The sequence below is a fragment of the Pulveribacter sp. genome, assembly GCF_032079985.1.
In the GTDB taxonomy this organism is placed as follows: domain Bacteria; phylum Pseudomonadota; class Gammaproteobacteria; order Burkholderiales; family Burkholderiaceae_C; genus Melaminivora.
Map to the genome: position 1 here is coordinate 1 of NZ_DAMATK010000003.1, position 26,012 is coordinate 26,012.

The 26,012-nt window shown below is 66.3% G+C and carries 26 protein-coding genes; 2 read left to right on the forward strand and 24 right to left on the reverse strand.

Features of this window, described 5'->3' with window-relative positions:
- Window positions 1–108: 108 nt before the first annotated feature.
- The 23 genes from RT282_RS11155 to surE all read right to left on the reverse strand — a co-directional run bounded on the left by RT282_RS11155 (window position 109) and on the right by surE (window position 22,328).
- Entirely contained in the window at window positions 109–633 is a 525-nt protein-coding gene (locus RT282_RS11155) for a phosphoribosyltransferase (RefSeq protein WP_312759462.1), read from the reverse strand.
- A gap of 73 nt (window positions 634–706) precedes the next feature.
- On the reverse strand, window positions 707–2,083 hold the full coding sequence (locus tag RT282_RS11160) for an adenylosuccinate synthase (RefSeq protein ID WP_313314584.1): 1,377 nt from the start codon (window positions 2,081–2,083) through the stop codon (window positions 707–709).
- 40 nt (window positions 2,084–2,123) lie between these two features.
- Window positions 2,124–3,272 (reverse strand): ATP phosphoribosyltransferase regulatory subunit, encoded by a 1,149-nt coding sequence (locus RT282_RS11165; RefSeq protein ID WP_313314087.1) that lies wholly within the window; start codon window positions 3,270–3,272, stop codon window positions 2,124–2,126.
- Window positions 3,273–3,349: 77 nt separating this feature from the next.
- Entirely contained in the window at window positions 3,350–3,541 is a 192-nt protein-coding gene (locus RT282_RS11170; protein WP_312304643.1) for a DUF2065 domain-containing protein, read from the reverse strand.
- A 27-nt stretch (window positions 3,542–3,568) separates the two neighbouring features.
- Window positions 3,569–4,471 carry a protease modulator HflC gene (hflC, locus tag RT282_RS11175; protein WP_313314090.1) on the reverse strand — a complete coding sequence of 301 codons (903 nt, stop codon included), beginning with the start codon at window positions 4,469–4,471 and terminating at the stop codon, window positions 3,569–3,571.
- 9 nt (window positions 4,472–4,480) lie between these two features.
- The gene (hflK, locus tag RT282_RS11180) at window positions 4,481–5,860 is read right to left on the reverse strand and encodes an FtsH protease activity modulator HflK (protein ID WP_313084695.1); all 1,380 of its coding nucleotides are present in this window, start codon (window positions 5,858–5,860) and stop codon (window positions 4,481–4,483) included.
- A gap of 54 nt (window positions 5,861–5,914) precedes the next feature.
- A complete protein-coding gene (gene hflX, locus RT282_RS11185) occupies window positions 5,915–7,045 on the reverse strand; it encodes a GTPase HflX (RefSeq protein WP_313314587.1) in 1,131 nt (376 codons plus the stop codon).
- Between the two features lie 120 nt (window positions 7,046–7,165).
- Window positions 7,166–7,423, reverse strand: a complete 258-nt coding sequence (gene hfq, locus RT282_RS11190) for an RNA chaperone Hfq (protein WP_312304660.1) — start codon at window positions 7,421–7,423, stop codon at window positions 7,166–7,168.
- A 77-nt stretch (window positions 7,424–7,500) separates the two neighbouring features.
- Window positions 7,501–8,841 (reverse strand): ribosome biogenesis GTPase Der, encoded by a 1,341-nt coding sequence (der, locus tag RT282_RS11195; protein ID WP_313314093.1) that lies wholly within the window; start codon window positions 8,839–8,841, stop codon window positions 7,501–7,503.
- Window positions 8,842–8,866: 25 nt separating this feature from the next.
- Complete coding sequence (bamB, locus tag RT282_RS11200; protein WP_312304657.1) at window positions 8,867–10,006, reverse strand: outer membrane protein assembly factor BamB; 1,140 nt, start codon at window positions 10,004–10,006, stop codon at window positions 8,867–8,869.
- A gap of 11 nt (window positions 10,007–10,017) precedes the next feature.
- Window positions 10,018–10,689, reverse strand: a complete 672-nt coding sequence (locus RT282_RS11205) for a tetratricopeptide repeat protein (RefSeq protein WP_313314591.1) — start codon at window positions 10,687–10,689, stop codon at window positions 10,018–10,020.
- A 17-nt stretch (window positions 10,690–10,706) separates the two neighbouring features.
- The gene (gene hisS / locus RT282_RS11210; RefSeq protein ID WP_313314095.1) at window positions 10,707–11,996 is read right to left on the reverse strand and encodes a histidine--tRNA ligase; all 1,290 of its coding nucleotides are present in this window, start codon (window positions 11,994–11,996) and stop codon (window positions 10,707–10,709) included.
- An 83-nt stretch (window positions 11,997–12,079) separates the two neighbouring features.
- Window positions 12,080–13,354, reverse strand: a complete 1,275-nt coding sequence (gene ispG, locus RT282_RS11215) for a flavodoxin-dependent (E)-4-hydroxy-3-methylbut-2-enyl-diphosphate synthase (protein WP_313314097.1) — start codon at window positions 13,352–13,354, stop codon at window positions 12,080–12,082.
- Window positions 13,354–14,250, reverse strand: coding sequence for a helix-turn-helix domain-containing protein (locus RT282_RS11220; RefSeq protein ID WP_313314099.1), 897 nt, complete (start codon window positions 14,248–14,250; stop codon window positions 13,354–13,356). The genes ispG and RT282_RS11220 overlap by 1 nt, the downstream gene beginning before the upstream one ends.
- 46 nt (window positions 14,251–14,296) lie before the next feature.
- The gene (gene pilW / locus RT282_RS11225) at window positions 14,297–15,130 is read right to left on the reverse strand and encodes a type IV pilus biogenesis/stability protein PilW (protein ID WP_313314100.1); all 834 of its coding nucleotides are present in this window, start codon (window positions 15,128–15,130) and stop codon (window positions 14,297–14,299) included.
- 35 nt (window positions 15,131–15,165) lie between these two features.
- Window positions 15,166–16,287, reverse strand: coding sequence for a 23S rRNA (adenine(2503)-C(2))-methyltransferase RlmN (gene rlmN, locus RT282_RS11230; RefSeq protein ID WP_313314101.1), 1,122 nt, complete (start codon window positions 16,285–16,287; stop codon window positions 15,166–15,168).
- A gap of 76 nt (window positions 16,288–16,363) precedes the next feature.
- Window positions 16,364–16,789, reverse strand: a complete 426-nt coding sequence (gene ndk / locus RT282_RS11235) for a nucleoside-diphosphate kinase (protein WP_312304617.1) — start codon at window positions 16,787–16,789, stop codon at window positions 16,364–16,366.
- An 81-nt stretch (window positions 16,790–16,870) separates the two neighbouring features.
- Window positions 16,871–18,058 carry a pseudouridine synthase gene (locus RT282_RS11240; RefSeq protein ID WP_313314104.1) on the reverse strand — a complete coding sequence of 396 codons (1,188 nt, stop codon included), beginning with the start codon at window positions 18,056–18,058 and terminating at the stop codon, window positions 16,871–16,873.
- Entirely contained in the window at window positions 18,055–18,726 is a 672-nt protein-coding gene (gene scpB, locus RT282_RS11245; RefSeq protein ID WP_313314106.1) for an SMC-Scp complex subunit ScpB, read from the reverse strand. Before scpB ends, RT282_RS11240 begins: the two co-directional genes overlap by 4 nt.
- A gap of 122 nt (window positions 18,727–18,848) precedes the next feature.
- On the reverse strand, window positions 18,849–19,853 hold the full coding sequence (locus RT282_RS11250; RefSeq protein ID WP_313314108.1) for an RluA family pseudouridine synthase: 1,005 nt from the start codon (window positions 19,851–19,853) through the stop codon (window positions 18,849–18,851).
- Window positions 19,850–20,767 (reverse strand): peptidoglycan DD-metalloendopeptidase family protein, encoded by a 918-nt coding sequence (locus tag RT282_RS11255; RefSeq protein ID WP_312759215.1) that lies wholly within the window; start codon window positions 20,765–20,767, stop codon window positions 19,850–19,852. The genes RT282_RS11250 and RT282_RS11255 overlap by 4 nt, the downstream gene beginning before the upstream one ends.
- A 14-nt stretch (window positions 20,768–20,781) precedes the next feature.
- Window positions 20,782–21,546: a protein-L-isoaspartate(D-aspartate) O-methyltransferase gene (locus tag RT282_RS11260; RefSeq protein ID WP_312759195.1), complete on the reverse strand. Its 765-nt coding sequence runs from the start codon at window positions 21,544–21,546 to the stop codon at window positions 20,782–20,784.
- Entirely contained in the window at window positions 21,546–22,328 is a 783-nt protein-coding gene (surE, locus tag RT282_RS11265) for a 5'/3'-nucleotidase SurE (RefSeq protein ID WP_313314113.1), read from the reverse strand. The genes RT282_RS11260 and surE overlap by 1 nt, the downstream gene beginning before the upstream one ends.
- Window positions 22,329–22,494: 166 nt before the next feature.
- Between surE and RT282_RS11270 the strand changes: the two genes are divergently transcribed.
- Window positions 22,495–23,469: an NADPH:quinone oxidoreductase family protein gene (locus tag RT282_RS11270; RefSeq protein ID WP_312759198.1), complete on the forward strand. Its 975-nt coding sequence runs from the start codon at window positions 22,495–22,497 to the stop codon at window positions 23,467–23,469.
- A gap of 64 nt (window positions 23,470–23,533) precedes the next feature.
- Window positions 23,534–25,063 carry a diguanylate cyclase gene (locus RT282_RS11275; protein WP_313314118.1) on the forward strand — a complete coding sequence of 510 codons (1,530 nt, stop codon included), beginning with the start codon at window positions 23,534–23,536 and terminating at the stop codon, window positions 25,061–25,063.
- 538 nt (window positions 25,064–25,601) lie between these two features.
- Here the strand turns inward: RT282_RS11275 and RT282_RS11280 are convergent.
- Window positions 25,602–25,823: a hypothetical protein gene (locus RT282_RS11280; RefSeq protein WP_313314120.1), complete on the reverse strand. Its 222-nt coding sequence runs from the start codon at window positions 25,821–25,823 to the stop codon at window positions 25,602–25,604.
- Window positions 25,824–26,012 lie beyond the last annotated feature (189 nt).

A 26,012-nucleotide genomic window follows, 5' to 3' on the forward strand; every position in this document is an offset into this window, starting at 1 on the left:
GCGGCAAGGGCGTTTCATTCAACGCCCTCGCTGCAGCAAGCCGGCAAGTATAGCGCAATTTTCAGCCCTAAAAAGAAAAGCGCTGTGCCGATGAGGCACCTCGCAGCTTCACAGCTTCCACTTCTCCAGAAGCTTGTCGGGTGACAGGTTGTCATAACCCTCGAATGGCTGATGAATCCAAGGATTGGACGGGAGGAATTCCACCGAATAGTCGGGCGTGAACGTAGAGAACCCTTTGGTCCAGATCACCGCACTGCGCAGTTCGGTGATGGGCGCATAGTTGGTCTTGAGCATGGCGATCACAGCATTCAGCGTATGCCCAGAGTCCGCCAAGTCATCCACCAGCAGAACGCGCCCGGCGATTTCACCCTTGGGCGTGGTGATGAAGCGAGCGATATCCAGATGTCCCTGCACGGTACCGGCTTCCGCGCGGTAGGAGCTGGTGGACATGATGGCCAGGGGCTTGTCGAAGATGCGGCTGAGGATGTCACCCGGCCGCAGACCGCCACGTGCCAGACACAGAATGGTGTCGAACTGCCAGCCAGACTGGTACACCTTGAGCGCCAGTTTCTCGATGAGATTGTGGTACTCGTCGTAGCTCACATACAGGTGCTTGCCATCTTCGGTCAGCATCGTTCACTCCTTTTTTAATAGCTTCTAGCGCTTGCTGCACAAGCCCTGGAGGCCAATTTGACTTGAAATCAGCTTATGGCTGCGCGTACGGCTGCTGCATCACAATAGTGTGATCGCGATCTGGACTGGTAGAGATCATCGCGATCGGCACGCCCGTCACCTGCTCGATGCGCTCCAGGTAGCTGCGAGCATTGGCTGGCAGATCCTCATACCGCGTCATGCCCACAGTGGACTCGCTCCAGCCGGGCATCTGTTCATAGATAGGAATGCAGCGCGCGATCTCCTCGGCGCCCATGGGTAGCAGGTCAACACGTTCACCGTCGAGCTCGTAACCCACGCACAGCAGCAATTCCGACAGGCCGTCCAGCACGTCCAGCTTGGTGATGCACAGACCCGACAGGCCATTGACCTGCGCGCTGCGCTTGAGCAGGGCCGCATCGAACCAGCCGCAGCGGCGGCTGCGCCCGGTGGTCACGCCGCGCTCGGCGCCGACGGTGCTCATGTGGTAGCCCGGCGTTCCGGGCTTTTCCCACTCCAACTCCGTCGGGAAGGGGCCACCGCCCACGCGGGTGCAGTAGGCTTTGGTGATGCCTAGCACGTAGTGCAGCAGGCTCGGCCCTACGCCCGCGCCCGCGGCGGCATTGCCAGCAACACAGTTGCTGGAAGTGACATAGGGATAGGTGCCGTGGTCCACGTCTAGCAGCGTGCCCTGGGCGCCCTCGAACAGCAGGTTGGCCCCGCCAGCGTGGGCCTCGTTCAGCTCGCGCGAGACATCGGCCATCATAGGGCGCAGCATCTCTGCATGGCGCATAGCCTCTTCGAACACCGGCTCAAACTGCACCTGGCCGTCTTGGATGTAAGGCTTGAGCATGTCGCCGAACTGGAACTTGGCGGATCCAAGGAAAGTGGTCAGCACGTGGTTGTGCAGCGCCAGTAGCTCGCGCAACTTGACCGCGAAACGTTCCGGGTGCTTCAGGTCCTGCACACGCAGGGCACGGCGCGCGATCTTGTCCTCATAGGCGGGGCCGATGCCGCGCCCGGTGGTGCCGATCTTCTCGGCGCCGCTGTGCTCGCGAGCCGCCTCGCGGGCCACGTCCAAAGCCGCATGGAAGGGCAGGATGAGCGGACAGGCCTCGCTGACGCGCAGGCGCGAACGGACCTCGACGCCGGCCTTTTCCAAACCCTCGATTTCCTCGAACAGCTTGGCCGCCGACAGCACCACGCCGTTGCCGATGTAGCACTTCACACCGGGACGCATGATGCCGCTGGGGATCAGGTGCAGGGCCGTCTTGATGCCATTGATGACCAGTGTGTGGCCCGCGTTGTGGCCGCCCTGGAAGCGCACCACGCCCTGCGCACTTTCGGTCAGCCAGTCCACCAGCTTGCCCTTGCCTTCGTCGCCCCACTGGGTGCCGACCACGACGACGTTGCGCCCTTTGCTCATCTTTATGTCCAACCTAAGTCAAAAAAGGAAGAAGGAAGAAAACCGCTCACAGAGGGCGCACGACCCACTGCCCGTCTTCGCACATCAATTCACGGTCGCAGCAGAACTCATCGATCTCGCTGCTGCTCTCCGAGAGCATGCATACCACGGTCTCGCCCTGCCTGCGCAGCGCGGCAATGGCGGCAATGGCTTCGCTGCTCTCGCCCCAGGGCGCACGGATGGCCGCCTTCAAAGGACGGGGAGGCACCACGCCGACCAGCTGCTTGATGTCCAGGCTGAAGCCGGCTGCCGGCCGGTTGCGCCCAAATGCCGCGCCCACCTCGTCATAGCGCCCCCCACGCACCAGCGCATCGCTGGCGCCGGGCACGTACATCGCGAAGCGCGTGCCGCTGTAGTAGGCATAGCCACGCAGGTCGGCCAGGTCGAAAGTGACGCGCGCGCCCTTGATCCGGGATGCAATAGATCTCAAATCTGATAGCGCCTGCCGCAATTCCGGTGCGGGTTTGAGCACTTTTTCCGCCTCATCCAGCACCTGGACGTCGCCGTACAGATCCAGCAGGGCTAGCAGCCCCTCGCGGGCGGGGGCCGGAAAATTGCGCGTCAAGTCCGCCAGTTCGCTGCCGTCCTTGGCCGCCAGCGCCGCATGCACGTCATTGAGCATGGCCAGGTCTACCGGGACCCCGGCCAGCAGGCTGCGCACGATACGCACATCGGCCAAGTCGACGCTGACCTCGGGCACCTGCGCCACGCGCAGGCATTCCAGCGCCAGCACCACGGACTCGATGTCCGCCTCCATGCCCGCGTGGCCGTAAATCTCGGCCCCGAACTGCAGCGGCTCGCGCGTAGCGCGCGGACGGTCCGGGCGGGTGTGCAGCACCGGGCCACAGTAGCAAAGCCGGGTAACGCCGCGACGGTTGAGCAGGTGGGCATCGATACGAGCCACCTGCTGGGTGGTGTCTGCGCGCAGGCCGATGGAACGGCCCGACAGCTGGTCGACCAGCTTGAACGTCTGCAGGTCCAGCGCCTCGCCGGCTCCGGTCAGGAGCGAATCGAGGTGTTCCAGCAGCGGCGGCATCACCAGCTCGTAGCCATAGCTGCGGGCCGTGTCCAGCAAGCTGCGGCGCAGCTCTTCGATGTGCCGGGCCTCGGAAGGCAGGACATCGGCAATGTGATCCGGCAGGACCCAGGCAGACATGGAAAAAAAGGGGGAGCTGTTAAAAGGGGGATTCTACTGGCTGGGGCATCGCCGGCCTGAGGCCGGCTCCAGGCCGATCAGGCCAGCAGCAGCAACACGAGCGCACCCGCAAGGATGCTCAGCAGCGCACAAAACCGGATCTGCCCGTCGCGCAGCTGCAGCAGCTGGCTGAAGGTGCGCCGCCAGCCGGCCGGAGAGACGAAGGGAAATATCCCTTCGATCACCAGCACGATCCCGATGGCGCCCCAGGCAGCGCTGCTCCAGTCCACCGGATGGCCTGCGCCAACGGCTGCCGCTCAGGGCGTCTGGCGCGCACCAGCGCTGCCGGTGCCTCGGAAAGCCTTGAAGAACTCAGTGGACGAAGGGTCGATCACCATCACGTCGCTCTTGCGATTGAAACTGGACTTATAGGCTTCGAGACTACGATAGAACTGGGCGAACTGCGGGTCGCGGCCAAAGGCCTCACCGTAGGTACGCGCGGCTTCGGCATCGCCTTCGCCCTTGACCTTCTGCGCATCGCGGTAGGCGTTCGCAATGGTGATCTCGCGCTGACGGTCGGCATCGGCGCGGATCTTCTCGCCCTCGGCCGCGCCCGTGGAGCGCAGTTCGTTGGCCACGCGCTTGCGCTCGGCCTCCATGCGGCGATAGACAGACTCGGTGATGGCCTCCACATAGTCCACGCGGGTGATACGCACGTCTACTACGTCCACGCCCCAAGGCTTAGCGCCGCGTACGGCCTCCAGCACCTCGCGCTTGACGTCCGACATGAGCGCGTCCCGCTTGGTGGAGATCAGTTCGCGCACAGTGCGGCGGTTGACCTCTTCCTGGAAGGCGTTGCGCACCACGCGGTTGAGCTGCAGTGCACCGGCGTTCTCGTCCAGGCCGACGTTGCGGATGTACTCCGACGGATCGGTGATGCGCCAGCGCACGTACCAGTCGATCACCACGCGCTGCTTCTCGGCCGTCAGCATGGACTCGGTGTCCGAGCTGTCCAGCGTGAGCAGGCGCTTGTCGATGTAGCGCACGTTCTGGAACGGCGGCGGCAGCTTGAAGTTCAAGCCTGGCTCGGTGATCACGTCCTTGATCTGGCCGAGGGCATAGACCACGCCGAACTGACGCTGGTCCACCACGAAGACCATGGAGCTCAGCAAAGCGAGCGCGATCAGGACGCTGGTTGCGATGAATCCGATTCTGTTCACACGGCTCTCCTATCGGGACTCGCGTTCACGCGAGCGGGCATCGCGGGCGCGTCCGTCGTTGTTCAGCGGCGCCGCCCCGGCACCGGCGGAGGACGGTCCCGGTGTGGCGGGTGCTGTATCCAGGCCTGTGACAGCGGGCTGCGGCGTTTGGGCAACGCCCTGCATGATCTTGTCCAGCGGCAGATACAACAGGTTGGAGCCTTGACGCGACTCCACCAGTACCTTGGTCACGCTGCTGTAGATCTGCTGCATGCTCTCCAGGTACATGCGGTCACGCGTCACCTGCGGCGCCTTCTGGTACTCGGCCAGCACGGAGGAAAAGCGTTGGGCGTCACCCTGCGCCTGGGCCACGATGCGCGCCTTGTAGGCGGCAGCCTCTTCGCCCAAACGCGAAGCCGTCCCCACCGCGCGAGGGATCACGTCATTGGCATAGGCCTGGGCCTCGTTCTTGGCGCGCTCGCGCTCCTGGCCGGCCTTCAGAACATCGTCGAACGCCGCCTGCACCTGCTCGGGCGGACGCACGCCACCCTGCTGCAGGTTGATGCCCACGACCTCGACACCGACCTTGTAGCGGTCCAGGATGGACTGCATCAGATTGCGCACACGCGGGGCGATCTGGTCGCGCTCCTCGGCCAGGGCGCTGTCCATACGCATCTTGCCGACGACCTCACGCACGGCCGTCTCGGCAGCCTGCACCACGGCATCGCCGGGATTGCGGCTCTCGAACAGCCAGGCGCGCGCATCGTTCAGGCGGTACTGCACGGCGAACTTGATTTCGACGATGTTCTCGTCCTCGGTCAGCATGGCCGATTCGCGCAGCCCTGTGCTCTTGATGATGCTGTCACGGCCCACATCCACCGAACGGATCTGCGTCACGAACACCAGCTCATGGCGCTGGATGGGGTACGGCAGTCGCCAGTTGAAGCCGGCATTGACGGTGCTCTTGTACTTGCCGAACTGAGTGATGACGGCCTGCTGACCTTCCTGGACGATGAAAAAGCCTGTGCCCAGCCAGATCAATACGGCAACCCCTGCGATCAGCCCCAGGCCGACGCCGGCATTTTTCATGTCAGGCTGGAAGCTGCCGCCGCCACCGCCGCCCGCCGGCGGCTGGCCGCGCCCGTTACCGCCGCCACGCCCGCCAAACAGGCCACCAAGCTTGCGGTTCAGGTCACGCCACAGCTCGTCCAGGTCCGGCGGCTGCCCGCTGGCCGGACCGCCGTCCCGCCCGCGGTTGCCCCGGGGGGGGTCGACAGGGCGTTCAGGCTCCGGGCGCTGGCCCTCGCCGCCCTCCTCGCCCCGGCCCCAGCGTGGATCGTTGAGGTTGAACATCCCCCGAATGCGCGCCGGCAGCAGGGCCTGGCGCCAGGAGCGGCTAGGAAGGTTCATGCGCAGATTCTCTTATTCTGTGAAGACACGACAACAAGCGAGCATTGTGCCCAATCACTCCTCGGCCGCCGGCAATTCAGCCGCGGCACCAGGGGGCATGTTCCAGCTGGCGCGCTCCAGCGCCATGGCGGCGAGTTGAGCGCGCAGGGCCGCCATGCCAGTGCCGTCGCGCGCACTCACGTAGATGCGCGGCACCTGGCGACCATCGATCTCGTAGGTATCCAGCAAGGTCGCAGGCCGGGCATCAGCAGGAACGGCATCGAGCTTGTTGAATACCAAGAGCTGGGTGATGTCAGCAGCACCGATCTCGTGCAGTACCAACTGCACCTGGGCGATCTGCTCGGGATAGCCGGGGTTGGAGGCATCCACCACGTGCAACAGCAGGTCGGCATCCACGGCCTCCTGCAACGTGGCCTGAAAGGCATCGACCAGCCCGTGGGGCAGGTCGCGGATGAAGCCGACGGTGTCCGATAGCGATACCGATCCAATACCCTCGCCCAGATAAAGCTGGCGCGTGGTGGTGTCCAGCGTTGCGAACAATTGGTTGGCCGCATAGGCGCGCGCCTTGACCAGGGCGTTGAATAGGGTCGACTTGCCGGCGTTGGTGTAGCCGACGATGGAGATGTTGAACGTCTCGCGCCGCTCGCGCTGGCGCCGCTGCGTGTTGCGCTGGCGCTTGACCTTAACCAGGCGCTCGCGTGTGCGCTTGATGGCTTCGTCGATCATGCGGCGGTCCAACTCGATCTGCCGCTCGCCGGGGCCGCCGCGTGTGCCGATGCCGCCGCGCTGTCGCTCCAGGTGAGACCAGCGGCGCACCAGGCGCGTACTCAGGTACTGCAGCCGGGCGAGTTCCACTTGCAGCTTGCCTTCGTGGCTGCGCGCGCGCTGGGCAAAGATTTCCAGGATGAGCAGCGTGCGGTCGTTGACCGGCAGGCCGATGTGGCGCTCCAAGTTGCGCTGCTGGGCAGGGCTGAGTGCCTGGTCGAACAGCACCTCCTGAGCGCCATGCATTTCCGCCAGGGTACGGATCTCGTCCGCCTTGCCGCTGCCGACGAACAGCGCCGCGTCGGGCACCTTGCGCTTGCAGGTCAGACGGGCGACGGGCTCCAGCCCTGCGGTCTGCGCCAGCAGGCCGAGCTCTTCCAGATCGCCGTCGAAATGACGCAGGCCAAAATCCACGCCGATCAGCAAGACCGGCGCGGCAGGGCCATCAAAAGGTTGATGAGGGGAAGTTGTCAATGCTGCGGGCGCCAGGAGTGCGAGGCGCCGGCTTGCCGGCGCAGCTTCGCGCCGCCAATGGTGGGGTTATCGGTTCTCGCCGCTGTCCGGCTCAGCCGGCTCGGCCGTGGAGAAGTTCACGGCGCGCCCCGGGACGATGGTGGAGATGGCGTGCTTGTAGACCATCTGGGTCACTGTATTGCGCAGCAGCACGACGTACTGATCGAAGGATTCGATCTGTCCTTGCAGCTTGATGCCGTTGACCAGATAGATGGAAACCGGCACATGCTCGCGGCGCAGTGCGTTGAGGAAAGGGTCTTGCAGAAGCTGGCCTTTATTGCTCACGATATTCTCCGTGTTCAAAGATGTTGTTGTGATACGGCACCTTACCACAGCCGTGCACCCCCACGGAGACCAGGGCGTCAGCCCTCGCCCTTGTCCGCGTAGGGATTGGCCGAGGTTTTCATTTCGATGCGCAGCGGCGTGCCGACCAGGTCGAACTCCTTGCGAAAGCGCCCTTCCAGGAAGCGCTTGTATGCGTCAGTGACGTGCTCCAGCGAGTTGCCGTGGATGACGATAATGGGCGGGTTCATGCCGCCCTGGTGCGCGTAGCGCAGCTTGGGCCGAAAGCTTCCCGAACGCTTGGGCGCCTGGAACTGCACCGACTCCAGCAGCACGCGTGTCAGCACGGGTGTGGGCATCTTGCGATTGGCGGCCTTGTAGGCTTGCACCAGCGACGTCCACAGCGGTGCCAGGCCCTGGCGCTTCTGCGCCGAGATGAAGTGCAGTGAGGCGAACTTCAGGAACGAAAGCCGCGTCTCGATGGAGCGCTCCAGTTCCTGGCGCTGGTAGCTGTCGACCGCGTCCCATTTGTTGATGGCGACCACCACGGCCCGGCCGCTCTCCAGGATATAGCCGGCGATGTGCGCATCCTGGTCGGTCACGCCCTGAGTGGCATCCAGCAGCAGCAGCACCACGTGCGCCGACTCGATGGCCTGCAGCGTCTTGACCACGGAGAACTTCTCGATGGCCTCGAACACCCGGCCCTTGCGGCGCAACCCGGCCGTGTCGATCAACTCGAACTTGCGCCCGCCCCGCTCCAGCGGCACGGTAATGGCATCGCGCGTGGTGCCTGGCAGGTCGAAGGCCACCAGGCGCTCCTCGCCCAGCCAGGCGTTGATCAGCGTGGACTTGCCCACGTTGGGCCGGCCGGCCACGGCCAGGCGAATGACGTCCTGGTCCTGCTCGGACTCATCGTCGTCGCCCGGCGGCGGCAGCGGCTCCAGCGCATGTTCCACCAGGCCGCGCACGCCCTGGCCGTGGGCGGCTGAGACGGGAAAAACTTCGCCCAGACCCAGTTCATAGAACTCGGCCAACTGCGCGCTGCCCTGCATGCCCTCGGCCTTGTTGCCGGCCAGCACGCAGGGCTTGCCCAGGCGGCGCAGGTAGTCGGCGATGTCGTGGTCCTGGGCGGACAGGCCGGCACGTGCGTCCACCACGAAGATGACCACGTCGGCCTCGGCCACCGCCTGGCGCGTCTGGCGGGCCATTTCACGGTAGATGCCGCTGCCGGCGTCGGGTTCAAAGCCGCCGGTGTCGATGACGATGTATTCCAGCTTGCCCTGGCGGCCATGACCGTAGTGGCGGTCGCGCGTGAGGCCGGCGAAGTCCGCCACGATCGCGTCACGCGTTTTGGTGAGGCGGTTGAACAAGGTGGATTTGCCCACATTGGGCCGCCCCACCAGGGCGATGACGGGTTTCATCCCTTCCCTTCAATTCAGAGTTTTGTCACTCGGGACGAAAGCCGTAAACGCCGCCCTTGCGGGTGACCACCACCAGGGTGTCTCCCACCGCCACGGGTGCGGCCGCAATGGGCGAGCCGTCGGTAGCCAGGCGATTCAAGGGCGAGGCGTCCTCGCGGGACAGCAGATGCACCAGGCCCGTATCGTCGCCCACCACCACCGAGCGGCCCAGCAGCAGTGGCGCCGTCAGCTTGCGCCACTGCAGGCGATTGGACGACCAGGCACGCGAACCATCGGCGCGCTTCCAGGCCAGTACCGTGCCGTTGCCCTCGGTGCCAAACAGCATCTGCTCGTCGCCATCGATGCCCTCGCCGCCGCTGGCGGCCTGGGTCCAAGCGACACTGCCACGAGCAGCGTCAATGCAGCCCACGCTGGCCTGGTAGGCACGGGCGCAGACACTGTCGCCCACCCGGCTGGTACGTCCTACGATCTCCACCAGGCGCTCCACGTCATTGGTGCCGCGTGGACTGGCCAGGGGCGCCTCCCAGCGCACGCTGCCGTTGTCCGGGTTGAAGCCCACCAAGCGGCCGGACAGGCCTGCCACCAGGGTGTCGCCCACTGCCATCAGCACGCCGCCCTGGCGCAGGATGAGCGGCTCGCCGGGACGCTGCTGACGCCACAGCATGCGGCCCGTCGCGGCGTCGAATGCGGAGACCGAGCGGTCCGCCGCCAGCACGAAGATGCGCTCACCCGCCACCAGCGGGGCGGTATAGGCCTGGGCAGGCAGGTGTTTGCGCCAGATCTCGCGGCCCCCTTCGAGCACGATGATCTCGCTGCTCTTGGCGCCTACGGCCGACCAGCGGCCGTCGCTGCCCACGCCAGAGGCAAGAGGCACACCCAGGCGCGCGCGCCAGACGTCCCCGCCGGTGCGCGCATCGATAGCGGCCACCTCGCCCGAGGCCGAGGCCAGCACCACGGTGTTGCCGATCACACGCGCGTCCAGGGCCAGGCCCTGCGTGTCGCCGATCTGCGCCGTCCAGGCCTGGCGCACGCCCAGCACAGGGACGTTGGGACCCAGCTCCGCCGGTTTGGGCCGCGACGGGCCACTCCAGGGCATCATGTTGCTCAAGGAGGAACACCCCACCAAGGCCAGCGCGCAGGCCAGCGCCGCGGCCGGGCGCAGCATCAGTGCGGCCTTCACTGTGCACCTCCAGCGGCGGCCACGACCTGCGGCTGCACACCCAGGGCGTTCAGCTTGGCCTCGATCAGGCGGCGGTAATCGACCCGCTCGTCCATGGCCTGCCAGGCGCGGCGGTATTCCGCCACGGCCTGCGGCTTCTTGTCCTGCAGCTGCAGTACGTCGCCCTTGCGGTCGGCGGCCAGGGCACTGAATTCAGGGGTGATGTCACGCGACAGCTGCGCCAGCGCCTCGTCATAGGCTTTCTGCTCGATCAGCACGGCGGCCAGACGCAGGCGCGCCACGGCGCGCAGGCCATCGTCGCCGGCCTTGTCAGCCACCCAGGCCAAGGCCTCCTTGGCGCCGTCGAGGTTGCCGGCATCCGCCATTACCTTGGCTGCGAGCAGGCCGGCCTGGGCGGCCTGCACGGTGCCGCCATAGCTGGATTTGAGATCGCCAAAGGCCTGCTGCACGCGCGCCATATCGCCGCTGCGGGCGGCCGATTCCACCGCCTCGGCCAGGGCCGTGGCCTGTTGGGCCTGGCGGCTTTGCCACAGGCGCCAGCCGTTCCAGGCGGCAAAGGCGCCCATCACGACGATGAGCACCCAGGTAATGAGATTGCCCCAGGTCTTCCAGAAGTGCTTGAGTTCGTCGAGCTGTTCCTGCTCCTGCAGGTCGAAATTGTTGGCCATGTGCTTACCGTTGCCTTTCAACGCGGGGATTGTAGGGTTGCCGCCCAGGCGGGCAGCTCGGCCAGCAGACGCTCTGTCTGCTCCAGCGCCTCGCGCAGCGGCTTGACGGTGACGGCGCCACGCGCCATCTCGTCCGCCCCGAAGACCAGGGCGAAACGGGCGCCGCTGGCGTCGGCCTTCTTGAACTGGGACTTCATGCTGCCCATGCCTTCGCCACCAGCGGTGGGCGCGTGCATTTGAACGGAAACGCCCAGCGCCCGCAGGCGTTGCAGCTGCACCATGACCTGGGGCAGCTGGGACGCGTCAGGTACCACAGCGTAGACGTCGGCGGCGGCGTCAGGCACTGCTACGTCCTGCTCCTTGAGCAGCTCCAGCACCCGCTCCATGCCCAGTGCCCAGCCCACGGCCGGGGCGCTCTTGCCGCCGATCTGCTCGATCAGGTAGTCGTAGCGCCCGCCGCCGCAGATGGTGCCCTGCGAGCCCAGGCGGTCGGTGACGAACTCGAACACCGTCAGGTTGTAGTAGTCCATGCCGCGCACCAGGCGCGGGTTGATGCGCCAGGCCACACCGTTGGCGTCCAGGATCGCCTTCACGGCGTCGAAGTGGGCCAGCGAGGCTTCACACAGGAAGTCCATGAGCTTGGGCGCGCCCTCGACCATCGCCTGCATGGCGGGGTTCTTGGTGTCCAGGATGCGCAACGGGTTGCTGTACAGGCGCCGGCGCGCGTCCTCGTCTAGCACCTCCTGGTGCTGTTCCAGGTAGGCGATGAGGGCCGCGCGGTGGGCCTTGCGCTCCTCGGGCTGACCCAGGCTGTTGAGCTCTAACCGCACGTCCTGCAGGCCCAGCTCCTGCCACAGCGCGTGCGCCAGCAAGATCAGCTCGGCATCCGCGTGGGCGCCCGGAAAGCCCAGCGCCTCGGCGCCGATCTGGTGGAACTGGCGATAGCGTCCGCGCTGGGGCCGCTCGTGGCGGAACATAGGACCCATGTAGTACAGGCGCTTGCCACCTTCGTACAGCATGGAATGCTCGACCACCGCACGCACCACGCCGGCCGTGGCCTCGGGGCGCAGGGTGAGCTGCTCGCCGTTGAGGCGGTCCTCGAAGGAGTACATCTCCTTCTCGACGATGTCCGTGACCTCGCCCAGGCCGCGCACGAACAGCGGCGTGGGCTCGACGATGGGAGTGCGGATGTTCCGATAGGCGTAGCGCGCCATGAGGGAGCGCACTTTGTCCTCCAGCCACTCCCAGCGCGCCGAATCAGGCGGCAGGATGTCGTTCATGCCCTTGATGGCGACCAGCTTCTGCATCTTGCTCGTTGTTCTATAAGTTTTGAATGAAATCGGGCTCTAGCGCTTGCCAGTCAAGCGCCAGCAGCTATTATTTTGATAGTTCAGGCGGCCACGCCGCCGAAGCGCCGCGCCACATAGTCCTGCACGATGGCCTGGAATTCCTCGGCGATGCGCTCGCCGCGCAGCGTCAGGGCCTTCTCGCCGTCGATGAACACCGGCGCCGCCGGCGCCTCGCCCGTGCCGGGCAGGCTGATGCCGATGTCGGCGTGCTTGCTCTCGCCCGGGCCGTTGACGATGCAGCCCATGACGGCCACCTTCATCTTTTCCACGCCCGGGTAACTGGCACGCCACACGGGCATTTGCGCGCGCAGGTAGTCGTCGATCTGCTTGGCCAGCTCCTGGAAGGTGGTGCTGGTGGTGCGCCCGCAGCCCGGACAGGCTGTGACGCTGGGCACGAAGGTGCGCAGGCCCAGCGCCTGCAGGATCTCCGACGCCACCACCACCTCCTGCGTGCGCGCCTCCCCCGGCTGGGGCGTGAGCGAAACGCGGATGGTGTCGCCAATGCCCTCCTGCAGCAGGATGGCTAATGCGGCGCTGGAGGCTACCGTGCCCTTGGTGCCCATGCCGGCCTCGGTCAAGCCCAGGTGCAGCGCGTAGTCGCAGCGGCGCGCCAGTTCGCGGTACACGGCGATCAGGTCCTGCACGCCGCTGACCTTGCACGACAGGATGATCTGCTCGCCGGCCAGGCCCATGCTTTCGGCCATGCGGGCCGAATCGATGGCCGAGGTGATCAAGGCCTCGTACATAACCTGGCGTGCGTCCCACGGCTGCGCGCGGCGGCTGTTGGCATCCATCAGGCTGGCCAGCAGCTCCTGGTCCAGGCTGCCCCAGTTCACGCCGATGCGCACGGCCTTGTCCCAGCGCACGGCGGCCTCGACCATTTGGCCGAACTGGCGGTCGCGCTTGTCGCCCTTGCCCACGTTGCCGGGATTGATGCGGTACTTGGACAGCGCCTGCGCGCAGTCCGGGAACTCGGTCAGCAGTCGGTGGCCGTTGTAGTGGAAGTCACCCACCAGCGGCACGTCCACGCCCATGCGGTCGAGCTGCTCGCGCACGTAGGGCACGGCCTGCGCCGCCTCGGGTGTGTTGACGGTGATGCGCACCATCTCCGAGCCGGCCTGGGCCAGTTCCTTGACCTGGATGGCCGTGCCCACGGCGTCCACCGTATCGGTGTTGGTCATGGACTGGATGCGCACGGGCGCGTCGCCGCCCACCGTGACCACGCGGGCGCCCCAGGCCACGCGCGCCTGGCGCGTGCGCCGCGGCAGCGGGGCCGACAGCGCGATGGGGCCGGCTGTTGTAGCGGGCAGATTCATCATTTCACCTCGAAGCGCGCGACGTTCTCGCGCGCAATGGCTGCCAGGTCCATGGGCGTGCCGCGTACCAGCACCTCGGTGGAGTCGGCCTTGCCGATCACCACGGACCAGGGCGGCGTGCCCGGGACGGCGATGCTCTCGCCCGCACCCAACAACTTTTGCAGCACCGTGGCGCCGGTGCCGCTGCGCACCTGCACCCACGACGGCGCGGTGGCACGGATGACCAGCACGCCATCCACAGCCTCGGCGCCTTGCCCCTCGGAAGTGGTCGTCTGCACCGGAGCGGCAGCGCTGGCCGGCGGCTGAGCGGGGGCGGCCAGAGGCGGTGACGCCTCCGGTCCCACCGGAACTGGTAGCGCAGGGCTTGCCGCGGCAGGCGCGGCCTGCGCCTGGGTTTCGGCGGGCTCGCCCTCAGGCCGAGCACTCGCCTGCGGCAGCGCCTCGGACTCCGACTGTGGCGACGATGCCTGCTGGCCCAGCAAGGCCATGACGCTGGCCGGGCTCTCGCCCTTGGGCCACAGCACGATGGCCAGGGCGGCCGCCAGCAGCACCACCACCGTCACACCCAGCGCGCGCGAGCGCGGCGCCTCGGCCGGCGAGGAGAAGCTGCCACGGTGCACGGTGTCGCGGAAGCTGGCGTTGATGCCCTTGTCGACACGCAGCGGCGCCGGCGCAGCGCCGGGCAGCAGTGCCAGCACCTCGGAGGGGTCGGTCTTCAGGGCGCGGCAGGCGCTGGAGGCCAATGCCCGCACGTAGACCGCGTCGGCAAACATCTCGTAGCGGTCGGCTTCCAGGGCCTGCAGCTTGGCGACCGGCACCTTGAGCATCATGGCCAGGGCTGCGACGTGCACGCCCGCGGCCTCGCGCCGATGCGCCAGCAACCCGCCGGCAGTCATGGCAGGTTCCGCAGAACCAGTCCCTTCGCCCGGAACGGCTGTGACCTCACTCATCGAAGGCTCCCCGGTCCAGTGCACGGGTTTCCTTGGCATCCGGGAAGCGCTTGCGCAACTGCTCGCTGAGCTGGCGCATGGCAGCCAGGTCGCGCAGCTGGCGCTCGATCTTCACACCCAGCCACAGCGATTCGGCATTGGCGAATTCGCCATTGTTCACGCGGCGGATGTAGAACTGCGCGCGCGCCGCTTCGCCGCGGGCAAACAGTAGCGATGCCAGGTGGTAGCCGACCACCGGGTTACCGGCGTCGATCTCGTAGGCGCGCAGCAGCGTCTGCTCGGCCTGTTCGCTGCGGCCGGCGCGCTGGTAGCACAGACCTTGCGACATCAGCGTTTTGCTTCGCGCAGCGTAGGTGGGCACGGCGAGCGCCCGATCGAAGAGCTGGTCGGCCTGCGCGTACTGCTGGCGCTGGCATTGCAGCCAGCCCAGGTTGTGCAGGATGTCGGGGTCGGAGGGCTTCATGCCCTGGGCGCGCTTGAGGCTGTCCTCGGCCTGCGCCAGATCGCCCATGGCCATGAAGACCAGGCCGCGCAGGTGGTAGGCATCGGCGTAACTGGGATCAGCCGCCAAGGCCTGATGCACCTCTTCCAGCGCCACCTGGGCCTGTCCGCGCTGCAGGTAGCTGGCCGCCAGCTCCAGGCGGATGCGCGCACGCCGGCGCGCATCGGTCTCGCCCTGGATGCCGGCAGGCTCGCTGGCACCCGCCGCACCGTTGCCCCCAGTATGGGCGCAGCCCGCCAGGGTGGCCGCCAGACCCAGCAGGCAGGCCGCTGCCAGAAGGGGCCAGCGCTGCACCGCGGCGCTGGTCCTGTTGCTTATGTTCATGGCCGGTCTCCCCTCCTGGTCGTCGAATGCGTGGCTCACGGCACCGGCTGGATGGGGATGGTGCGCAGTTTGGCCATGCGCTCACCCACCTTGGTGCGGTCCTTCACGTCGCCGGCCAACTGGCCACAGGCGGCGTCGATGTCGTCGCCCCGCGTCTTGCGCACGGTGGTGACGATGCCCGCATCGCTGAGCAGCTTGGCGAAGGCCATCACCGCGGCGTTGCTGGAACGGCGCAGGCCGGATGCGGGGAACGGATTGAACGGAATCAGGTTGAATTTGCATGGCACGCGCGCGCCGGCGCTGCCGTTCACCAGCGCGATGAGTTCGCGCGCATGCTCGGGCTGGTCGTTCACGCCATCGAGCATGCAGTACTCGAAAGTGATGAAGTCGCGCGGGGCGTGCTCCAGGTAGCGCTCGCAGGCGCTCAGCAGTTCGGCCAGCGGGTACTTGCGGTTCAGCGGCACCAGCGTGTCGCGCAGCGCATTGCCCGGGGCATGCAGCGACACCGCCAGCGCCACGGGACAATCCTGCGCCAGCCGGTCGATCATGGGCACCACACCCGAGGTGGACACGGTGACGCGGCGGCGCGACAGGCCGTACGCATGGTCGTCCAGCATGGTGCGCAGCGCCGGCACCAGGGCCGAATAGTTCTGCAGCGGCTCGCCCATGCCCATCATGACGACGTTGGAGATCACCCGCTCGTCGCTGCCACGGCGTCCACGCAGCGTGTGCTCAGCAAACCAGAGCTGGGCGACGATCTCGCCGGTGGTCAGGTTGCGGCTGAAACCCTGGTGCCCCGTGGAGCAAAAGCGGCAACCCACGGCGCAGCCGGCTTGCGACGAAATACATAGCGTACCGCGGTCCTCTTCGGGGATGAAGACGGTCTCCACGGCATTGCCGCCGCCCACGTCGAACAGCCACTTGACGGTGCCGTCGGCCGAGACGTGTTCACTGAGGACGGGCAGCGCGCTCACGTGCGCGCAGCCCTTGAGTTTCTCGCGCAGCGACTTGGCCAGATCGCTCATCTGGTCGAAATCGCTCGCGCCGCGCTGGTGGATCCAGCGATACAGCTGGGTGGCCCGAAAGCGCTTCTCGCCCAGTTGCTCGCAAAACGCGGCGACGGCGGCGAGGTCCAGATCAAGAAGGTTGGTACTCATGGCGCGCTCGGGTAGTCCACCTGGCAGGCGCCGCGGCGCGGAGGGCTACAGTGCCCCGCCGCCCGCGGGCGGCCGATCAGCGTGCGTAGACGCTCAGGCCGGGGAAGAACAGGGAGATTTCGACCTGGGCTGTCTCGGCAGCGTCGGAGCCGTGCACGGCGTTGGCATCGATGCTGTCGGCGAAGTCGGCGCGGATGGTGCCGGGGGCGGCCTTCTTGGGATCGGTGGCGCCCATCAGTTCACGGTTCTTCAGGATGGCGTTCTCGCCTTCCAGCACCTGCACCATCACCGGGCCGGAGATCATGAAGTCCACCAGGTCCTTGAAGAAGGGACGCTCCTTGTGCACGGCGTAGAACTGCTCGGCTTCGGCGCGCGACAGGTGGATCATGCGGGCGGCGGCGATCTTCAGGCCGGCGGCTTCGAAGCGGGCGTAGATCTGGCCGATGACGTTCTTAGCAACGGCGTCGGGCTTGATGATGGACAGGGTACGTTCGATAGCCATGAAATTTTTCCTTGTGATGGAGTGTTGGGATATTTTTTGCCAGGCGGGCAAAACCGCGGATTTTAACTTTGGGCCGGCCGCCTACCGGCCGCCGCGCCGTTGGCCACCGCTGCCACGCTGCTTTTGTTGCTGGCGCTGGCGTGCCAGGCTGTCGGCGCCGATATAGCCCACCGAGGTCTTCATCGGGTCCGGCTGAGCGCCGGCTTTCGGCGCGTCACCGCGAGGCGCTCTTGGCCGATCGGGCGCCCGCCCGCTGCGCCCCCCCGCACCGGCGCGCGGGCCACGCGGCGTCGCCAGCGGTTCGCCCCCCACCGCACGCATCAAGGCATTGATGTCGCGGTCGTCCAGCTCCACCCAGGCGCCACGCTTGAGGCCACGCGGCAGCAGCATGGCGCCATAGCGGATGCGGATCAGCCGGCTGACGGCGTGGCCCACTGCTTCGAACATGCGCCGCACCTCACGGTTGCGGCCCTCGGAAATAGTGACGCGGTACCAGCAATTGACGCCTTCGCCACCACCCTCGTCAATGGAGCCGAAGGATGCCATGCCGTCCTCCAGGGGCACGCCGTCGAGCAGGCGCTGGCGCTCTTCGTCAGACAGCGCACCCAACACACGCACGGCGTATTCGCGCTCCAGGCCAAAGCGTGGGTGCATCAGGCGGTTCGCCAGCTCGCCCGAACTGGTGAGCAGCAGCAGGCCTTCCGTGTTCAAGTCGAGACGGCCCACGGACTGCCACTTGCCATGCATCAGCCGTGGCAGCTTGCGAAACACTGTGGGGCGGTTCTGCGGATCGTCGTGAGTGACCACTTCGCCCACAGGCTTGTGGTAGGCGATCACCCGCGTTGGCGGCGGATCGATGCGCACGCGCAGGGGCTTGCCGTTGACCTTGATCTGGTCGCCGAACTGGACACGCTGGCCCACATGGGCGGGCTCATTGTTGACGGAGATGCGTCCTTCCAGGATCAGCTGTTCCATCTCCAGACGCGAGCCCATGCCGGCCTGGGCCAGCACCTTGTGCAGCTTGGGGCTTTCGGCATGGGGCTGGAGGACGCGCTTGGTGGGTGCAAGTTGGGCGTCGTCCTCATCGTGGTCCAGTTGGCCAGAAACCACGTCGGCGAAATGGTAGCCGTCGGCCTGGTCAGCGGCCACCGGAGGCTTCTGGAGCAATTCTGCTTCGTCCGCCGGTACAACGGGGCGCCGGGGACTGCGCGGAAGACGATTGCCGCCTTGCGGTTGCGCCGTGCGGGGGCGTTTGTCGGGTTTGTTCATAGATCGGTTTCCCTCGCTTCGCCAGTGGGGGCATCGCTTTCTCGGGTGTTGGCAGCTTCAGCTGCTGCTGCTATCGGTTGTTCTTCGGGTGGCACATCCTGCGAACCCTCTGCCGGAGCCAGCTCGTCCAGCGCCTGCAGCATGTCCAGCTGGCCAGGCGCCTCATCCAGGGCAGGAAGTTGGTCCAGCGACTGGAGACCCAGATCGTCCAGGAATTGGCGTGTCGTGGCCAGCAGGGCCGGGCGGCCCACTGTTTCCCGGTGTCCGATGACCTCCACCCAGCCCCGGTCTTCCAGCTGCTTGATGATCAAGCTGTTGACCGTGACGCCCCGGATGTCCTCGATATCGCCACGCGTCACAGGCTGACGATAAGCAATGATGGCCAGCGTCTCCAGCGCAGCACGCGTATAGCGCGGGGGCTTTTCCGGATGTAGCCGGTCCAGATAGTCGCGCATCTCGGGGCGGCTCTGGAAGCGCCAGCCGGTAGCCACGGCCACCAGTTCCACACCGCGTGTCGCCCACTCCTGCTGCAGCTGCGCCAGCAAGGCCTTGACGGTGTCGGCGCTCAGCGCGTCGTCGAACAAGGTGCGCAATTCACGCAGCGGCACAGGCTGGGTGGCGCAGATCAGCGCGGTTTCAAGAACCCGTTTGGCATCCACCGAATTCATGGTGTGGCAATTGCGGGAGAAGACTGCGGCACGCCACGGGGAATGCCTGCGAAATAGAGGGAGCGGTCACCTTCCCAGGTGCCAAGCCGGTGCCGGTCTCGCCGGTTTCCGGATGCGCGGCGCTATGCGTCGCCAAAAAAGCCATTGTAGCGCAGGCCCCACATTTCAAAGGCTGTACCCATGTCCGCCGGAGGTTCTGAAAAGCACTCCAGCACCTGCCCCGTCACCGGGTGCGTGAACGCCAGGCGGTAGGCGTGCAGAGCCTGGCGCTGCAAGCCACCGCCGCCCGCGCCGCCATACAGACTGTCACCCACCAGCGGATGACCCAGCGAAGCCATGTGCACGCGGATCTGGTGCGTGCGCCCGGTATGCAGGGTGCAGCGCACCAGACAAACATCCGCTGTGCCGTCGAGCAACTGGAAGTCCGTCCGGGCCGGTTTGCCAGGGTGCTGCGCGAGATCGATCACGGCCATGCGCAGCCGCTGGCGCGGGTCGCGCCCTATCGCAGCCTCCACGCGCCGCTGCGCGGGGCCGCGCCAGGCGCCCCAAGCCAGCGCCAGGTACTGCCTGCTCACTTCTCGGGCGGCAATCATGCGGACCAGGGCATCCATGACCGGGCGGCTGCGGGCCACCACCATCAGACCGCTGGTGTCCTTGTCCAGTCGGTGCACGATGCCGGCGCGCGGCACTTGCGCCGCGCGCGCATCGCGCCCCAGCAAGGCATTGAGCAGCGTGCCGCTCCAGTTGCCGGGCGCCGGATGTACCACCAGTCCCGCGGGCTTGTTCACGACCAGCAGGTGCTCGTCTTCATGCACCACGTCCAGCGGCAGGTTCTCCGGCTTGAAAGCCTGGCTTTGCTGCGTCGGCCGCATCTCCACCGCCACACGGCTGCCAGCGTGCACCTTCTGCGCCGGCTTCAAGGCCGTCTGACCGTCGACTTTCACGGCTCCCTGAGCCAGCAGCTGCTGAAGGTAGCTGCGCGAGAACTCGGGCACCAGCTGCGCCAGGGCCTTGTCCAGCCGCTGCTGATGCAGCGCGACGGGAATCATCGCCTCGCGCAGCTCGCACGAGGCGTCGGGCGCCTCGTCATCCTCGGCGCCTGGCGAGTCGCTCGCCGGAGTGCTCAACGGGAAGGCAGGTAACGCGCCGGATCGACCGGCTTACCCTGGCGACGGATTTCGAAGTGCAGCTTGACGCGGTCTGCATCGGTGCTGCCCATCTCGGCAATCTTCTGGCCCCGGCGCACGTTCTGATCCTCCTTGACCAGCAGCGCCTGGTTGTGCGCGTAGGCCGTCAGGTAGGTGTTGTTGTGCTTGAGAATGATCAGGTTGCCATAGCCGCGAAGGCCGGCACCGGCATACACCACACGGCCGTCAGCAGCCGCCAGCACTGGGTCTCCCACCTTGCCACTGATGTCCAGGCCTTTGTTGCGCGCCTCGTCAAAGCCGGCGATCAACGTACCGGCAGCAGGCCACATGAAGTTGAGGTCTTCGCTACCCGCTGCGGCCGGCTGGGGAGCCGGGGCGGGCGCCGGAGCGGGGGCAGGGGCTGGGGCCGAAGCGACCGGCACGGGCGCCGAGGCACCCGGCTTTGCAGCACCAGGGGCGGGAGCGGCAGCCACGCCTTGCGGCGCGATAGGACGCGTGACCACGCCCGTATCCGAGGCAACCACGGAAGGGGCCGTGGCTGCCGTGGGTGCCACCACGCGCAGCACCTGTCCCACCTCGATCAGGTTGGCGTTTTCCAGGCTATTCCAGCGGGCGATGTCCTTCCAGCTTTGGCCGGTTTCCAGGCCGATGCGGATCAGGGTGTCGCCGGGGCGCACGGTGTAATAGCCGGGCTTGCCAGCGTTTTCGGCGCCCGGCAGGCTCTTGGGGTCGGGCAATTCCACGCCGGTGGCGCTCGGTGCGCCGTTGTTGCCGGCAAATGTCCCGCGATCCTCCACTGGCGCCCGATTGACGGGTGTGCCGCATCCGGCCAGAGCCAAAGCCGCAGCCAGCAGGGTCAATCCCAGTGTTTCACGAGCACGCAATCCGAACATAAACAACACTTCCTTCACGCAATCCCTGATTTTAGGGGGACGAAGTTCACGCTCTCCAGCACGCTTTGCTTGAAACCCTGCGCGGTCCTGTCCACCACCATCAATGCCTGACGGCTGCCCGCGTTGATGGGCGCCACCAGCCGGCCACCCACAGCCAGCTGCTCGCACCATGCCGGGGGCAGGTTGTCGCCCCCGGCCGCGGCGATGATGCCGGCATAAGGCGCACCGCCCGGAAAGCCCTGCATCCCGTCGCCCAGGATCAGGTGTACGTTGGCCAGCCGCAGCGGGCGCAGATGATCGCGGGCCTTCTCGTGCAGGGGGCGCAGGCGCTCGATGGTGTAGACCTCCCGTACCACGCGAGCCAGCACTGCGGCCTGGTAGCCGCAACCGGTTCCTATCTCCAACACGCGGCCCAGGCCCTGCTCCCGCGCGCATTCGGCGCCCAGCAGCAACTCGATCATGCGCGCCACCACACTAGGCTTGGAGATGGTTTGCGCCAGGCCGATGGGCAGGCTGGTGTCCTCGTAAGCCTGGTTGGCCAATGCCGTGTCCACGAAGCGATGCCGCTCCACGCCGCCCATGGCCTGCAACACCTGAGGCGAAGCGATACCGCCGGCCGCCAAGCGCTGCACCATGCGCGCGCGCACCGCCGCAGAATCCAGTCCCACGCCCTGCGGGGTAGGCGGGCGTGGCGCACGGGCCTGCGAGGCCGCAGGAGGTGCGGACCTGGGCGCCTGCCCATCCAGGCGCGCAGGGAAACCCGGCCGGCGCGGCTGCATCAATCCTCCCCGCCCTGCCCTGTGCCGCCGGCCATGCGGGACACCGTCTGCGCCCAATAGCCCAGCCCATCGTGATCGGTCAGGTCGACCTTGAGCGGCGTGACGGCCACGTGGCCATTGGCCGTGGCATGGAAATCCGTGCCCTCGGCGTCGTCCTTGGCAGCCCCGGCGCCGCCGATCCAATACATCACTTCGCCGCGGGGGCTTTGCTGCTCGATCACGCGTTCGGCCGCATGGCGGCGGCCCAGACGGCACAGGCGCAGCGGCCGTAGCGCCTCGAAAGGAAGATTGGGAATATTTACGTTGAGCAGCCAGGGCGCCTCGCCGATCAGACTGCGGCGCTGCATCTGTTCGACCATCTCGCGCGCCTTGCGCGCCGCCGCCTCGATCTCGCCCCAGCCCTTGTCCACTTGCGAGAAGGCGATGGATGGAATGCCGAACAGGAATCCCTCCATGGCGGCGCCCACCGTGCCGGAATAGATGGTGTCATCACCCATGTTGGCGCCGTTGTTGATGCCCGAAACCACCAAATCAGGCCGGTAACCCAGCAAGCCCGTGAGCGCGATATGCACGCAGTCGGCCGGCGTGCCGTTCACGTAGCGAAAGCCGTTGGCGGCGCGCTGCACGTATAGCGGAGAGTGCAGGGTCAGCGCGTTCGACTTGGCGCTGTTGTTGTGCTCGGGGGCCACCACTTCGACGTCGGCGACGGTGCGCAGCGCGTCGTGCAGCGCCACGATGCCTGGCGCCTGATAGCCATCGTCGTTGGAAATCAGAATTTTCATGGGTCACGCAGACGGAACTGGGCACATTGTAGGAGGCCGCCGACAAAGCTCCACCCGTCACCCAAGGGACAAGAACGGCTGCCTGGCGCCTCCTATGATCACCGCCTCATCCTGCGATCGCAGGCCCTGGGAAGCCTTAAAAAGACCCAAGCAAAGGAGACAGTCCATGCACGCATGGCTTTGCAGCGAACCCACGGGCGTGGAGGCCTTGGCCTGGACCGAGCTGCCCACGCCGACCCCCAAGCCCGGCGAAGTGCTGGTGGAGATCCGCGCCGCCAGCCTGAACTTTCCCGACCTGTTGATGGTGCAGAACAAGTACCAGATCAAGCCGCCCCTGCCTTTCGTGCCAGGGGCCGAATGGGCGGGTGTTGTACACGCCGTGGGCGAAGGTGTGAACCACTTGCGTGCCGGCCAAAACGTGGCCTGCCTGAGCGGCACGGGCGGCTTTGCCACGCACGTCGTGGCCCCGGCAGCGCATTGCATGCCGCTGCCCGAAGGCTTCTCGCATGTCGATGCAGCCGCCTTCATCATGACCTATGCCACCTCTCACCATGCCCTGGTCGACCGCGCCCAGTTGCGGGCGGGCGAGACCGTGCTCGTGTTGGGCGCGGCGGGCGGGGTCGGCACGGCGGCCATACAGATCGCCAAGACCGTGGGGGCCAAGGTGATCGCCGCCGCATCCTCCAAGGACAAATGCGATCTGTGCGTGAAGATAGGTGCCGACGCGGTCATCGACTACAGCCAGGAAAACCTGCGCGAGGCGCTGAAAGCCCTGACCGGCGGCAAGGGTCCCGACGTCATCTACGACCCTGTGGGCGGCGAGCTGTCCGAAGCCGCCTTCCGCTCCATTGCATGGCGTGGCCGCTACCTGGTGGTGGGCTTTGCAGCCGGCCCCATTCCCGCCCTGCCCTTCAACCTGCCGCTGCTAAAGGGCGCGTCCATCGTGGGGGTTTTCTGGGGCGAATTCGCCAAGCGCGAACCCAAGGCCAACGCCGCCATGATGGAAGAGCTGGCCCATTGGTACGGGCAGGGCAAGATCAAACCGGTCATCGACCGCACCATGCCCTTGTCGCAGCTACCAGCGGCGTTTGCCCACATGGCTTCGCGCTCGGTGATGGGCAAGCTGGTTCTCGTCAACTAGCGCTGCAGAACCGTTCGTTCACTCTGTCACACTTCGGGGTTTGCAGTTACCGCAGCCCTGAAAGATGGCCGCTTTTAAAACCCCTTCGGAAGTTGCGCGCGAGACGCTCAAGCAGCTGGCCGCCCGCCGGCTGAGCCCGACACCGGACAACTATCAGGCGCTGTACGAGGAGATCGCGGGTAGCAGCTCTCCTCCTGCCTTTCCGGCTGTCGCGCTGCGCTCCATTCTGCGGGTGATGCCTGGTCAGACGCCGGCCCAAAAGCGCTTGCTGAACCAACTGGAGCAGGCCGTTGCCCAGCAAAGCTGGCCCACACTGCAAAGCGTGATGGTGGGCTATGCCAACCTCGGGCTGACACCGGTGGGCGCTGCCGCGCCACCGCCTTCGGGAACTGAGTCGACACACGTACCCCAGCGCCTGGCCCTGGCTGTGGCTCGCCTGGTGGAAAACGCCCTGCCCGCCCTGGGCGAGGAAGACACTCGGCTGCGCGACATGGCCGCGCAAGTGGTGGATCTGCTGCGCAGCGAGATGCCCCCGGTTACCGCCGCAGAGCGCATGCTGGCCGACTTTGGCCACCGCTTGTCCTTTGCTGCCGAGGAGCAGGGCGCACTGCGCACCGGCCTGTTGGCGCTGCTGCATCTGCTGTTCGAGAACATTGCTGCCCTGAGCCTGGATGACGATTGGCTGCACGGCCAGGTGCAGGCGCTCCTCGCCGCCACCGCACCGCCCCTGAACCTGCGCCGGCTCGACGAGGTCGAGCAGCGCCTGAAGGACGTCATCTTCAAACAGTCCGAAGCCAAGCTGCACACCCGGCAGGCGCAGGAGCAAATGCGCGAACTGCTGGCCACCTTCATTGAGCGCCTGGCGCAGATGGACGAGTCCAGCAGCAGCTACCACAACCAGATGGAACAGTGCGCCGAGCGCATCAGCCAGGCCACCCGGCTTCAGGACATCGCGCCGCTGCTGGAGGAAGTCATCAGCGCCACCCGCGCCATGGCGCTCAGCAGCCGCATCGCCCGCGGGGAGCTGCAGGATCTGCGGGAGCGCGCCCAGGCGCGCCACCACGAGATCGATCAGCTGCGTGAGGAACTGGACCGCGCCAGCAACATGGCACGGCACGACGCACTGACCGGCTCGCTCAACCGCAAGGGCTTCGATGAAGCCCTGCAGCGCGAAGTGGCACGCGCGCAGCGTCAAGACACGCCACTGTGCATCGCCCTGCTGGATGTGGATGACTTCAAGGCCATCAACGATCGTCTGGGCCATGCCGCCGGCGACGAGGCACTGGTGCATCTGGCCGAGGTCACGCGTCAGGGGCTGCGGCCCCAGGACCAGCTGGCGCGCTACGGTGGCGAAGAGTTCGTCATCATCCTGCCGGACACCATGGTGGATGAGGGAGTGCAGGTCATGCGTCGGCTGCAGCGCGAACTGACTACGCGCTACTTTCTCAAGGACGGTGAACGCATGCTCATCACCTTCAGTGCCGGAGTAGCCCAGTTGCTGGGCAAGGACGATGTAAGCGATGCCATCCGACGTGCTGATCAGGGCATGTATCTGGCCAAACGCAGCGGCAAAAACCGGGTAGTGGCAACCTGAGGCGCCTCACTTAAAAAGTGTCCCAGCGGGGCGGGGCATCCGCCGGATCGGGCGGTTTGCCGGGCACGTCCGGCTCCACGGGCTGGTCGCCGGGACTGCGGTGCGTGGAGTGCGTCATCGAACAGGCTCTTTTCGGAATGCGGGGCTGGGCTGATGGTCGGCAGTTGCGCTGCAGCACTTCGCGTACGCGCGCTTCGGCAATCGAAGCACGAGCGGCAGAAGGCGTGAGTAAGCAATGATGAAACTCCCGCTGGCAGGCTACAAGAGCCGGCCCATCACTGACCGCAATGGCCAGTCCCGGCCGCGCATGGAATCAAGGGTCCTGACTTGTGACCTTTACGTACCTTGCAGCATTAGAAGAGCCCCAGCGGTTTCCATCGTCTTATTCGTCATTGCGTTCAAACTCCTTGCCGGACCCATCCGGTCACGAATGCAGCAACCTTAAAAGCTGCCTCAAAGCCTGCGTGTAGGACGATGGCGGCGCCACGTGACGATGTCGTGACAGGCTGTGAGCACCGCCCCTCGGCAGGTGTCATTCTTAGCGGCGCTGAACCAGTTTGCGGCCTCTGTCGGTGATGGCGAACCCGCCTTCCGGCGTCCTCTGCAGGTAGCCCCATTCCAGCAAACGGCCCGACAGGTGCTGATGCAGGGCCTGCGGCACCGTCATGGCGGGCTGCAGTTCCAACTGCTTGAGGGTTTCGAGCTCATCCACGGTGGGCTCAAAGACAGGGGCGTGATAGGTGGGTTGTGCAGTGGCCATGGACTTCTCCTTGTAAACACGCTCGTCAAAAAAAGGGGCAGCGGTTGCAGACGCGCCAGCCGGGTACAGCGTAGAGCGCCCGCCATGCGCGCGCAATGGGCTAACTGCCCGGCTCCAGCATGGCCGGCCGCCTACACGTACGCCAGCGCGGGAGCGCGTCCTGCGCCATGATGCGAGCCTTTTTCCGAT

Coding starts and splice junctions, on each gene's coding strand:
- RT282_RS11165 (WP_313314087.1), bottom strand. CDS start 3,272: ATGTCTGCCTGGGTCCTGCCGGATCACATTGCCGATGTCCTGCCTTCC.
- bamB (WP_312304657.1), bottom strand. CDS start 10,006: ATGCTGCGCCCGGCCGCGGCGCTGGCCTGCGCGCTGGCCTTGGTGGGG.
- RT282_RS11155 (WP_312759462.1), bottom strand. CDS start 633: ATGCTGACCGAAGATGGCAAGCACCTGTATGTGAGCTACGACGAGTAC.
- RT282_RS11260 (WP_312759195.1), bottom strand. CDS start 21,546: ATGCAGCCGCGCCGGCCGGGTTTCCCTGCGCGCCTGGATGGGCAGGCG.
- RT282_RS11240 (WP_313314104.1), bottom strand. CDS start 18,058: ATGAACAAACCCGACAAACGCCCCCGCACGGCGCAACCGCAAGGCGGC.
- RT282_RS11280 (WP_313314120.1), bottom strand. CDS start 25,823: ATGGCCACTGCACAACCCACCTATCACGCCCCTGTCTTTGAGCCCACC.
- pilW (WP_313314100.1), bottom strand. CDS start 15,130: ATGAACATAAGCAACAGGACCAGCGCCGCGGTGCAGCGCTGGCCCCTT.
- RT282_RS11220 (WP_313314099.1), bottom strand. CDS start 14,250: ATGACTGCCGGCGGGTTGCTGGCGCATCGGCGCGAGGCCGCGGGCGTG.
- hflK (WP_313084695.1), bottom strand. CDS start 5,860: ATGAACCTTCCTAGCCGCTCCTGGCGCCAGGCCCTGCTGCCGGCGCGC.
- der (WP_313314093.1), bottom strand. CDS start 8,841: ATGAAACCCGTCATCGCCCTGGTGGGGCGGCCCAATGTGGGCAAATCC.
- ndk (WP_312304617.1), bottom strand. CDS start 16,789: ATGGCTATCGAACGTACCCTGTCCATCATCAAGCCCGACGCCGTTGCT.
- hisS (WP_313314095.1), bottom strand. CDS start 11,996: ATGCAGAAGCTGGTCGCCATCAAGGGCATGAACGACATCCTGCCGCCT.
- RT282_RS11205 (WP_313314591.1), bottom strand. CDS start 10,689: ATGGCCAACAATTTCGACCTGCAGGAGCAGGAACAGCTCGACGAACTC.
- surE (WP_313314113.1), bottom strand. CDS start 22,328: ATGAAAATTCTGATTTCCAACGACGATGGCTATCAGGCGCCAGGCATC.
- scpB (WP_313314106.1), bottom strand. CDS start 18,726: ATGAATTCGGTGGATGCCAAACGGGTTCTTGAAACCGCGCTGATCTGC.
- RT282_RS11275 (WP_313314118.1), top strand. CDS start 23,534: ATGGCCGCTTTTAAAACCCCTTCGGAAGTTGCGCGCGAGACGCTCAAG.
- RT282_RS11255 (WP_312759215.1), bottom strand. CDS start 20,767: ATGTTCGGATTGCGTGCTCGTGAAACACTGGGATTGACCCTGCTGGCT.
- ispG (WP_313314097.1), bottom strand. CDS start 13,354: ATGAATCTGCCCGCTACAACAGCCGGCCCCATCGCGCTGTCGGCCCCG.
- RT282_RS11270 (WP_312759198.1), top strand. CDS start 22,495: ATGCACGCATGGCTTTGCAGCGAACCCACGGGCGTGGAGGCCTTGGCC.
- rlmN (WP_313314101.1), bottom strand. CDS start 16,287: ATGAGTACCAACCTTCTTGATCTGGACCTCGCCGCCGTCGCCGCGTTT.